The organism is Duncaniella sp., assembly GCF_029054785.1.
Lineage (GTDB): Bacteria > Bacteroidota > Bacteroidia > Bacteroidales > Muribaculaceae > Duncaniella.
Genome location: NZ_JAIDEN010000132.1, coordinates 1 through 9,166, shown reverse-complemented (window position 1 = coordinate 9,166; position 9,166 = coordinate 1). Strand labels below are relative to the sequence as shown.

Here is a 9,166-nt window from a genome sequence, read left to right as displayed (position 1 = left end):
ATTGATGTTAAGCCCGACTGATAAAATGACGCGGTCCCGGCAAATTAAGAGGGTGTTTCATGACAAGAGTTAAAATCTGAGTGGTGTGTCTTTTAGATAAATTGTTGTAAATAAGAAAGGAGCATAGCGAGCTATGCTCCTTCGATTCAGAGCCATATCCACCTCAAAACTTTCGTTCAGATTTTAACTCTTGTCATGAAACACCCTCTGAGTCTGGAGTATTTGCCGGGACCGGATAACGGGGTCGGTTATTCTGAATTATAGCTTTGCGTATGAACGTATGGTCGGACTTTCGACATCGACTCCATAGTCTTGGGCACGTTGAAGGATGGCGCGTGCAAGTCTTGGCTTCAGCTCTTCGGGACAATAGCGGAAATATGCTTCTGCGGCGCGGACATGGGCTGCGTCAGGCATCGGGTATTCCCGCCTTTCAGGGAGTCCGAACATGCTGTCCGGGAGATCTTTGCGTTCGTCATCTGAGATCCTGCCGTTCATGATTCAAAGTGCTTGTCAAGTTTGTGGAGAAGTTGAAATGATGTTGCGGTCATGTCAGAGGTTGAAGCGTGCGCCAACCTGGAGCAGACCTTGTGCGCCGAAGCCGAGTTCACCAAAAATACTTGTCACGCGTGTCAGGTTGACTTCCGCTCCGAATGGTGAGGCCTGGAATGCAAAGTAGGCTTTGTTTTTGGACCAGTCGCCTGCTGCCATGTGGGTGATGTCGACGCCGATGCCGAGATGGCCGTAGAGGGTGACCACGCTGTTGCGCCAATAGTCATAACGTCCGTTGAGCATGATGACGTGGTAATAGGCGTTTGCGTCGTCGGAATGCTTGTAGCTTGCGGAGGAGAAGGTGTAGGAAACGCCGAGATAGGTCTTTGGCATTACCTTGAAGTTTACAGCGGCGGTGAGAGCACCCCAGGCGTTGTTGATTGATCCGCCGTCGTGCATGTCAGTCGCATCCATCTGAGTGTAACCTCCGTAACCGAGCTGAAGCTGGGCTTTCTGAGCGTGTGCGCCAAAGGCCATCCCTAAAACAGCACACATGATAAGTAGGATTTTTTTCATCTCTTGGTGTTATTAAATAGTGAATAGTTGTCGGTGTTGACTGCCGTAGCCGCTTGCCGGAGATTGGGACTCCGTGGTGGCATGGATTCGGTTTAATAACAGATGAAGGATGAGGATTGTTTAACAGAGTGTGTTCAGGCGGCGTTTTTTAATACCACCGAACGCCGTTGGAGTAGGATGAACGTTTGTCGTATTTGAGGTCCTGGAGCAGGGATGATTTGACGGAGATGTGGAAATTGTAACTTTTGTACGGGCCTACCGGTACGAAACTTGCACGCATCGTGAAGCAGTGCATGTCACGCGAGATGTTGCAGTTCATGTAGGCGAGTTTGTGGGTGTCGAAGTTGTAGCTTGCCGAGAATCCGAAGTTCCAGTTAGCTGTCGGGCGGATGTTGCCTGAGAAAGACAGGTTCTGGGTTATCTTTCCTTTGTATTCCAGCTTTTTATAGTCGAATTCGCCGTAGCCGTAGTTGACGGAATAGTTGAACGTCAGATTCCAGGGCACACTCCATTTCATGTAGCCGTCATCGTCCAGTTCCAGGCCGGAATCTTTTTTCTTGCTTTTGCGGGTCGGGCTTTCGTAATCGGAGGTGGATTCGGCAAATTCCTGGTCCATTGACTGGGATGGATTCTTGCTGTCTTTTTTGTCTTTCTTGTCCTTGTCCTTGCCGAAGAGCTTCTTGAAGGTGTCGTTGTTGAAGGTGTAGCTGAAGGATGTGCCGGTGCTTGAGAGCTTGCCCCAGCCTTTGCCTTCTGTTATGCGGAGTTTGTTGACGCGCACTGGGTTGCCTGCCGAGTTCAGCGCATAGGTGTAGACATCCCAGGTTGCCGAGAGGTTGAGGTTGAAGTTCTTGACAAGCCTGAGCATGATGGAGGTGTTGAGGTTTGACCATCTCATTGAGTCGGCTGCGAAGTTGTAGCTCTGAGACAGCGAGAGGTTTTCAATCAGTGAGATTTTCTTTTCACCGATCGAATCTTTGTCGGACTTGACTTTCATCTCAAGATTGTTGGACAAAGAGATGCTGAGGGCGCCTGTTTTGCCTTGACCCGGCACTCCGAACAGGGAGTTTGGGAAGTAGGAGTAGGTGCGTGTCTGCATCTCTCCTTTGGCATCGGGATACTGATAGGAGCCGTAATAGCCGAAGAATTTCGATGCGAAGTCCGGCGATCCGGTAAACGAGATTGTCGGGGTGAGGACGTGGCGGATCATTTTGACCTTGTCGCCTAAGAACGGCAGCGGCTGGAAAAAGCCGTAGATCTTCGTGTCAAGAGATATGGCCGCGCTGAAATCCCAGACATTATAGAAATTATAGGTGGTGTCGAGCACTTCAGCCGATGCGTTCGGATCCCACTGGCGGCGCACTTTTGTGGAATACATTCGGTCCGTCAGGTTGATCGACGGAGTGAGATTGAGATATTTGAACACGTTGAAGGTGGCGCTGATCGGAATGCTGTGTCTCATGCCGTTGCGCCAGTCCTTGATCAGGCTTTTTTTGAAGAACTCATCCTGTTTGGCTGTGAGCGAGTTGTTGAACTGGCCGGAGTAGGAGAGTTTGATTTTTTCATACCACTTTTCCTCGCCGACAGCGCGCTTGCGTTTGAATGGATAGAGCTGCGACATTGTGATTGTGAAGTTCGGGAACGATACGGCAAGTGTCGAGTCCTGTGAGCGCTGTGAGATGTTGGCGGTTGTCGAGACTGACCATTTCGAGTTGGGGAAACGATAGGTCATGTTGATGGTGCTGCTCTTGGTGTTCTCGGTGAATGCGTTTGAGTAGTATGAGTTGAGGTCGTTGCGGGTGTAGCCGCTGGTGGTGAAATTGACGCTGGCCGAGAGGCTCATGTTGGGGTTTGCCTTGGAGTCCTGGCTGTGGTTCCAGAGCACTTGAAAGTTGGTTGCTTTCGAGTAGTCAGGCATGCCTTTGTCGCCGGTGATGGTCTTGAGGTAGGAGATGTTGAAGCCGCCTGAATATTTGTAGCGTTTGACATATCGCGATTCGGCGCGCAGTCCCCATGAGCCAAGGGTGTAGATTTCGCCGGTGAGAGCAAGGTCGATGTTCTCGCTGAGTGCGAAGTAGTAGCCGCCGTTGCTCAGATAATAGCCGCGGTTATAGTCGTCGCCGAAAGTCGGGAAGATGATGCCTGAAGAGTATTTTTCAGAGAATGGGAAGTAGCCGAACGGTACGGCCAGAGGCAAGGGAAGCCCTGCGAGTACCATATAGGCCGGACCGCTGACCACGTCTTTGCCCGGACGGACTTTGGCTTTTGTCAGCTGCATGTAGAAGTGCGGGTCGTCATGGTTGTCGCAGGTCGTGTAGCGGCCGTTCTGGACATAGAAGGTGTTTTCGTCGATTTTCTTCGTTTGTCCGCCGGTCAGGTAGCCTTCGCCCTGTTGGGTTATGACATCGGTGATGTAGCCGTATTCGGTCTTGAAGTTATAGTGCATCGTCTTGGCCTCATAGGATGTGCCGTTGTCGTCAAAAACCGGAGTGCCGAAGAGGTCGCCGACGGAGTCGACACCGCCGACGGCGTAGACGGTGCTGTTGTCGAGGTTCATCTCGATCTGTTCGGCATCAAGTTTGATGTTGCCGTAGCTGACCTTGCTGTCGCCATACATGAACGCTGTGTTGCGTCCGATGAGGACCATCGAGTCCTGGGCCGAAAAGTCGACGGCGTTGTCGAGGTCAACTTTTGTGCGCACAATATTGGAGCCTTTTTCCGGAGGTGTGATGCGGCGGCGGCTCAGTTGCGAACGGTTGGTGCTGTCGGGGGTGTAGGTGTGTCGGGTGATCCGGCTTACGATGCTGTCGGCGTAGATGGAGTCGGGGTGCAGGGAGGCGACGGAGTCGTTTCCTGCAATGGCTGAGTCGGCATCAATGGCGGCAGGGAGCTGTGACGCTGTAACTGCATCGGCGGAGTCCGCTGGTGGGAGTTGGTGTGCGGCTGAGGCTTTTGTGGCGGTTGTGGCTTCTGTCGAATCTCTGTGCGCTTGTCCGATTATATCGGTGAGAATTGCCGGTTCAATCTGTGGGGCCGGAATGGTTTCAGACTGCATGGAGTCCACAGCCCCGGCTATCGGACCGGAGTTTGCAGAGCGCGAAAATGCGCCCACTGAGAGGGCACATAGCAGCACAATAGCGATGATATATAATTGAGAATATCTCAAATCTGCACCTTATATAGATAGACGTTGATCCTTTTGCGTGATAGCTGTGGCCTGAGCCGCAACCGTCCGGATCCGTTGGAAAAAATCTTTGCAAAGATATAACATTATCCGAAAATAGGCAACGCGCTCAGCTATTATCCATCATTAATTAATGTAAAAACAAGAGGTGGACAGATGATTAGATGTTGGATTTCAGGGTTAAAGATTGAAATTTGTAATTAAATGCAATATTAGTATTAATAATTGTGATTTTTTGGCTAAATTTGCATTGCAAAACGGGAGCGTTTTTTCGTTATTGCGGTGTGTAAAATTGAAATTTAAAAATACCACAGAACAAATTTAATACTTTAAAATGGCAAGACAACATTTCGATGCGCTGGATTTCAAGATCCTTAAAATGCTTTCCAGCAATGCTCGTAAGCCGTTTTTGGAGATAGCTCGTGAGACAAATGTATCAGGTGCCGCCATTCATCAGCGCATACAGAAACTGACGTCGTCCGGCATCATCAAAGGTTTTGAGACAATAATTGATCCGGCCTCTGTCGGGTATGATACCTGTGCCTATATAGGATTTATTCTCAATGACTCTTCGAAATTCAACGAGGTTGTCCAGGTGCTCAAGGAGATTCCGGAGGTTGTCGATTGTCACTTCACAACCGGCAGCTATGACATTTTTGCCAAGATCTTTGCCCGTACCAACGAGCATCTGCTCGATGTGATCCACAAGATCAGCCTTGGAGCTGCCGGACGCACTGAAACACTGATCTCATTTAAAGAGGTGTTCAAACGTCCGATTCCGATTCAGGCTGAAAACTTCGACTGATTCACGCTGCTCTAATATTTCTTATAAGCTAAAGTCCTGAAAATTGATAGATAAGGAGACATTCGGAAATCAGACGGCCCTGTTCCATACTTTCGGGTGCAAACTGAATTTCGCTGAGACTTCCACGGTGGCCCGTATATTTGCCTCGCGTGGAATCCAGCGTGTCCATGAGGGTGATACGCCTGATTTCATAGTCGTTAACTCATGTAGCGTCACTGAAATCGCCGACAAGAAGTGCCGTCAGGCAATCCGCTCTTTTGCCAGGCGCTATCCGGAGGCGAAAATCGTCGTGACCGGATGTTATGCCCAGCTCAAGCCGGGCGAAGTGGCCTCGTTGCCCGGTGTGGCGGTAGTGGCCGGAACCGACCGGAAACTGGAACTTGCCGACTATCTTGACAGTGTCATAGGGTCGGCGGGGGCGCAGGAGGCTGCGACTTTTGTCACTCTGGCCAAGGAGATCCGCTCTTTCAGCCCCTCATGTTCCCGCGGCGACCGCACACGATATTTCCTTAAAGTTCAGGACGGTTGCGACTACTGGTGCTCCTACTGTACAATCCCGATGGCGCGCGGACGCAGCCGTTCGGGTTCGATCGACCAGATAGTTGCCCAGGCCCGCGAGGTCGCGGCTGAGGGAGGCAAGGAAATAGTGATCACCGGTGTCAACATCGGTGATTTCGGCCACGGAACCGATGAGACATTTCTCGATCTTTGCCGCAGGCTTGACGAGGTGGAAGGGATCGAGCGCTATCGCATCTCATCCATCGAGCCGAATCTGCTGACCGACGAGCTGATCGACTTCGTGGCTGCATCGCGCCGCTTCATGCCTCATTTCCATATTCCGTTGCAGAACGGCAGCGACGAGGTGTTGCGCCTGATGCGCCGCCGCTATGACACGGCGCTTTTCCGCAGCAAGATCGAACATATCCGGCGGGTGATGCCTGATGCTTTCGTCGGGGTCGACCTGATTGTAGGCGCCCGTGGAGAGACTGAGGAGCTGTTTGAGGAGTCAAAGGCTTTTGTCGAATCGCTTGACATATCCCGTCTGCATGTCTTCACTTACAGCGAGCGTCCCGGCACACGTGCGCTTGAAATCGGCCATGCTGTCAGCCAGGAGGAGAAGCACCGCCGCACACGTCTGATGCTTGCGGTCTCCGAGCGTAAACTGAAGGATTTCACTTCGCGTTTTGTCGGTTCGGTCCGTCCGCTTCTCGTGGAGCATCCGCGCAGCGACGGCTCGATGGCCGGATTTACCGACAACTATCTGCGCGTCAATATCACCCCCGCCCCTGAGTTGTCCAACTCGATTGCCCAGGTCCGCATCCTTTCGATGGATCAGGAGGGTGAAGAATCGGAAGGGGAGGTTATAGGATGAGCATGAGCAGGGGGCAGGTCCTTTCGCGGGTGGCCGTCATCATTCTGAACTGGAACGGCGAGAAGTTTCTGCGTTCCTATCTTCCGTCGGTGGTCCGCCACACGCCTGCCGCCATCGCTGATGTGATCGTTGCCGACAATGGGTCGACCGACGGCTCGGTCGGATTGCTTCGGCAGGAATTCCCTCAGGTGAAGACAATTCTTTTCAGCGAGAACCACGGTTTTGCCGAGGGCTATAATCTCGCCATAAAGGAAGTGGCGCCACATTATAAATATACCGTGCTGCTCAACTCCGATGTCGAGGTCAAGGATGACTGGCTGACGCCGCTGTTTGACTTCATGGAGGCCCATCCGGAGGCCGGAGGGGTGCAGCCTAAGATCCTGTCGATGGCCGAACCGGATAAATTTGAATATGCCGGAGCCGCCGGCGGATTTCTCGACCGCCACGGCTATCCCTATTGCCGCGGACGCATTTTTGACAGCGTGGAGACCGACTGCGGGCAATATGACACACCTCTTCAGGTCGACTGGGCGAGCGGGGCGGCTCTGATGGTCGACAATGAGTTGTATCTCGCTGTCGGAGGTCTCGACAAATCATTTTTCGCACACATGGAGGAGATTGATCTCTGCTGGCGCATGCGCTTGGCGGGCCGTCAGTTGTGGGCCGTGCCTTCGGGGCGGGTCTATCATCTTGGCGGGGGCAGTCTGCCTGCGTCGAACCCGAAGAAAACCTATCTGAACTTCCGCAACAACCTGCTGATGCTTCAGAAAAATCTCCCTCGCCGCGGGCGCGGGTGGCGTCTTGTGTGGCGCCGTCTGCTCGACACTCTGGCCTGGGCTAAGTTTATGGCGACTTGCGATTTTGGCAATGCGGGAGCCGTAGTGAAGGCCCATCGCGATTTCGCGCGGATGAAAAAGGCTTATGACACGGATCCTCAGGCCGATCTTTTGGTCGGACGCCCTGATATTCTTGTCAAGTATTATCTCTGTCGCAAGAGCCGCTATTCCGACCTTTGACCGTTGCGGTGCTGTAAGGATTGCGCGTGGCAGGTACGCAAGTTTAGAGCGCATTCCTTAAAAAACTCCGAGGCTGATTGCCCCGGAGTCATGGAATTGAAAAAGCAGTGATATTTTTATCCGAAAATCTTTCTGATCCGGTCGATCATGTCGGTCGCAGTCTGGTCGGGACGGATCGGGACTATCGTGCCATAGCCCTGGCCGAGCCAGTATTCGTCTGTTTCGGTGTTGTCAGGCTCGTCGTTGTGGAATTTGCCTGTCAGCCAATAGTACGGAGTGCCGTGAGGCGTGGCGTAGCTTGCATATTCCTCAGTCCATCGGCCTTTGGCCGCGCGCACTGTCCTGACGCCTTTCGGGGTGCAGCGTGAAGGGAAGTTGACGTTGAGGCAGATTCCGTCAGGCAGCCCTTCGGAGAGGACTTTGGATGTGATGTCGCTGATGAAAGAGGTGAGGGGTTCGAAATCGGCATCAGGCGAATGGTCGAGCAGCGAGTAGCCGATCGAGGGGATTCCAAGCAGACAGCCTTCCATCGTGGCTCCCATCGTGCCGGAGTAAATGTTGTTGACGGCTGCGTTTGAGCCGTGATTGATGCCCGAAAGGATCAGGTCGGGTCTGCGGTCAAGGACAGCATACATGCCCAGTTTCACGCAGTCAACCGGAGTTCCGGTGACGCTCAGCATTCGTGCCCCGTCGATCGACGGATGTTCGTTGATGAAGAGCGGAGAGTTGACGGTTATAGCCGACGATTTGCCTGACTGTGGATTTTCAGGAGCCACGACAACAACATCGCCGAACTTAAGCGCTGTGCGTGTGAGATGTGCGATTCCGCGCGATCCGATGCCGTCGTCGTTTGTGATGAATATGAGTGGGCGTTCTGCTTTCATATAGAGTTGATTTTTGGACAAAATTACAACAAAATGGCAACTAAACATGCTCTCAATTGTTAAAAATTTAGTACTTTTGACAGCCCAAAGGACTTTTGGCCTTTCAGCGACCGAATCATCAATTAAAAACAATAAACGTTATGCAGATCCAACGCATTCAGACCGTCTACATCTTCCTCGCAATGGTTGCGATGATGATATTCGTGATTGTTCCCTACGGAGAAGTCGATTATCTTTCCGGGCAGACTGCCGTCACGGAAAAGCTTTATACCATGTATGAATACGGTCTGTTGATCCCGGCAGCCGCGACTGTCATACTTCTGATTGTCGACATCTTTCTTTTCCGCAATCTGTCATTGCAGCGAAGAGTACTCACGATCAGTCTGCTTCTGACCCTCTGCTGTATAGCCGTGGTCTGCTTCATCCTCTTCAAGCAGGCCGGAGCCGAAGGCATGGACGCTCATTTCGCCGTGTGGGATATTCTCCTTCCTGTCGCTGTAATTCTGGAGATCCTCGGTCTTGGCGGCATTGCGAAAGATATCAAATTGCTCAACTCCTACAACCGCCTGCGCTGAGCCGGTCGGTGCAAAAAAATGCACTGATCGCCTTTGTGGATACTTAGAGGTTGTTTAAAAACAATAGTTAAAATCTGAGCGAAAGTTTTGAGGTGGATATGGATCTGAATTGAAGGAGCATAGCGAGCTATGTGACTGAAATGAAGAGTCATAGACGCCCAAAACTTTCGCAGGCGATGGTATTGTTGTTTTTCCCTTTTAATAATTTCATGTGTGAGAATTTTTAAAGTTACCTGAGCCTTGGTGTCTCTTTTGCTAAATTGTT

Annotated in this window: 9 protein-coding genes; 4 read left to right on the top strand and 5 right to left on the bottom strand. The window is 51.7% G+C overall.

Going from position 1 to position 9,166, the window contains the following annotated elements; translation table 11 throughout:
- Positions 1-258: 258 nt before the first annotated feature.
- The 3 genes from K2H17_RS08505 to K2H17_RS08495 all read right to left on the bottom strand — a co-directional run bounded on the left by K2H17_RS08505 (position 259) and on the right by K2H17_RS08495 (position 4,231).
- The gene (locus K2H17_RS08505) at positions 259-495 is read right to left on the bottom strand and encodes a hypothetical protein (protein WP_300133745.1); all 237 of its coding nucleotides are present in this window, start codon (positions 493-495) and stop codon (positions 259-261) included.
- 54 nt (positions 496-549) lie between these two features.
- Positions 550-1,065 (bottom strand): outer membrane beta-barrel protein, encoded by a 516-nt coding sequence (locus K2H17_RS08500; RefSeq protein WP_300133743.1) that lies wholly within the window; start codon positions 1,063-1,065, stop codon positions 550-552.
- A 148-nt stretch (positions 1,066-1,213) separates the two neighbouring features.
- On the bottom strand, positions 1,214-4,231 hold the full coding sequence (locus K2H17_RS08495; RefSeq protein ID WP_300133741.1) for a putative LPS assembly protein LptD: 3,018 nt from the start codon (positions 4,229-4,231) through the stop codon (positions 1,214-1,216).
- 352 nt (positions 4,232-4,583) lie between these two features.
- Here K2H17_RS08495 and K2H17_RS08490 point away from each other — a divergent pair, with 352 nt between their 5' ends.
- The 3 genes from K2H17_RS08490 to K2H17_RS08480 are packed head-to-tail and all read left to right on the top strand — an operon-like array spanning position 4,584 to position 7,442.
- The gene (locus K2H17_RS08490; RefSeq protein WP_300133739.1) at positions 4,584-5,054 is read left to right on the top strand and encodes a winged helix-turn-helix transcriptional regulator; all 471 of its coding nucleotides are present in this window, start codon (positions 4,584-4,586) and stop codon (positions 5,052-5,054) included.
- A gap of 43 nt (positions 5,055-5,097) precedes the next feature.
- Complete coding sequence (gene mtaB, locus K2H17_RS08485; RefSeq protein WP_300133737.1) at positions 5,098-6,426, top strand: tRNA (N(6)-L-threonylcarbamoyladenosine(37)-C(2))-methylthiotransferase MtaB; 1,329 nt, start codon at positions 5,098-5,100, stop codon at positions 6,424-6,426.
- 2 nt (positions 6,427-6,428) lie between these two features.
- Positions 6,429-7,442: a glycosyltransferase family 2 protein gene (locus tag K2H17_RS08480; RefSeq protein WP_300133735.1), complete on the top strand. Its 1,014-nt coding sequence runs from the start codon at positions 6,429-6,431 to the stop codon at positions 7,440-7,442.
- Positions 7,443-7,558: 116 nt separating this feature from the next.
- Here the strand turns inward: K2H17_RS08480 and surE are convergent, their stop codons facing one another.
- Positions 7,559-8,326 carry a 5'/3'-nucleotidase SurE gene (gene surE / locus K2H17_RS08475; protein WP_300133733.1) on the bottom strand — a complete coding sequence of 256 codons (768 nt, stop codon included), beginning with the start codon at positions 8,324-8,326 and terminating at the stop codon, positions 7,559-7,561.
- A gap of 140 nt (positions 8,327-8,466) precedes the next feature.
- On the opposite strand from surE, the gene K2H17_RS08470 reads away from it, so the two are divergent.
- Positions 8,467-8,901 carry a DUF4293 family protein gene (locus tag K2H17_RS08470; protein WP_300133731.1) on the top strand — a complete coding sequence of 145 codons (435 nt, stop codon included), beginning with the start codon at positions 8,467-8,469 and terminating at the stop codon, positions 8,899-8,901.
- Here K2H17_RS08470 and K2H17_RS08465 read toward each other — a convergent pair.
- The coding region (locus K2H17_RS08465; RefSeq protein WP_300133729.1) for a hypothetical protein at positions 8,883-9,166 on the bottom strand (284 nt) is incomplete at its 5' end. The two genes, K2H17_RS08470 and K2H17_RS08465, sit on opposite strands and share 19 nt — an antisense overlap.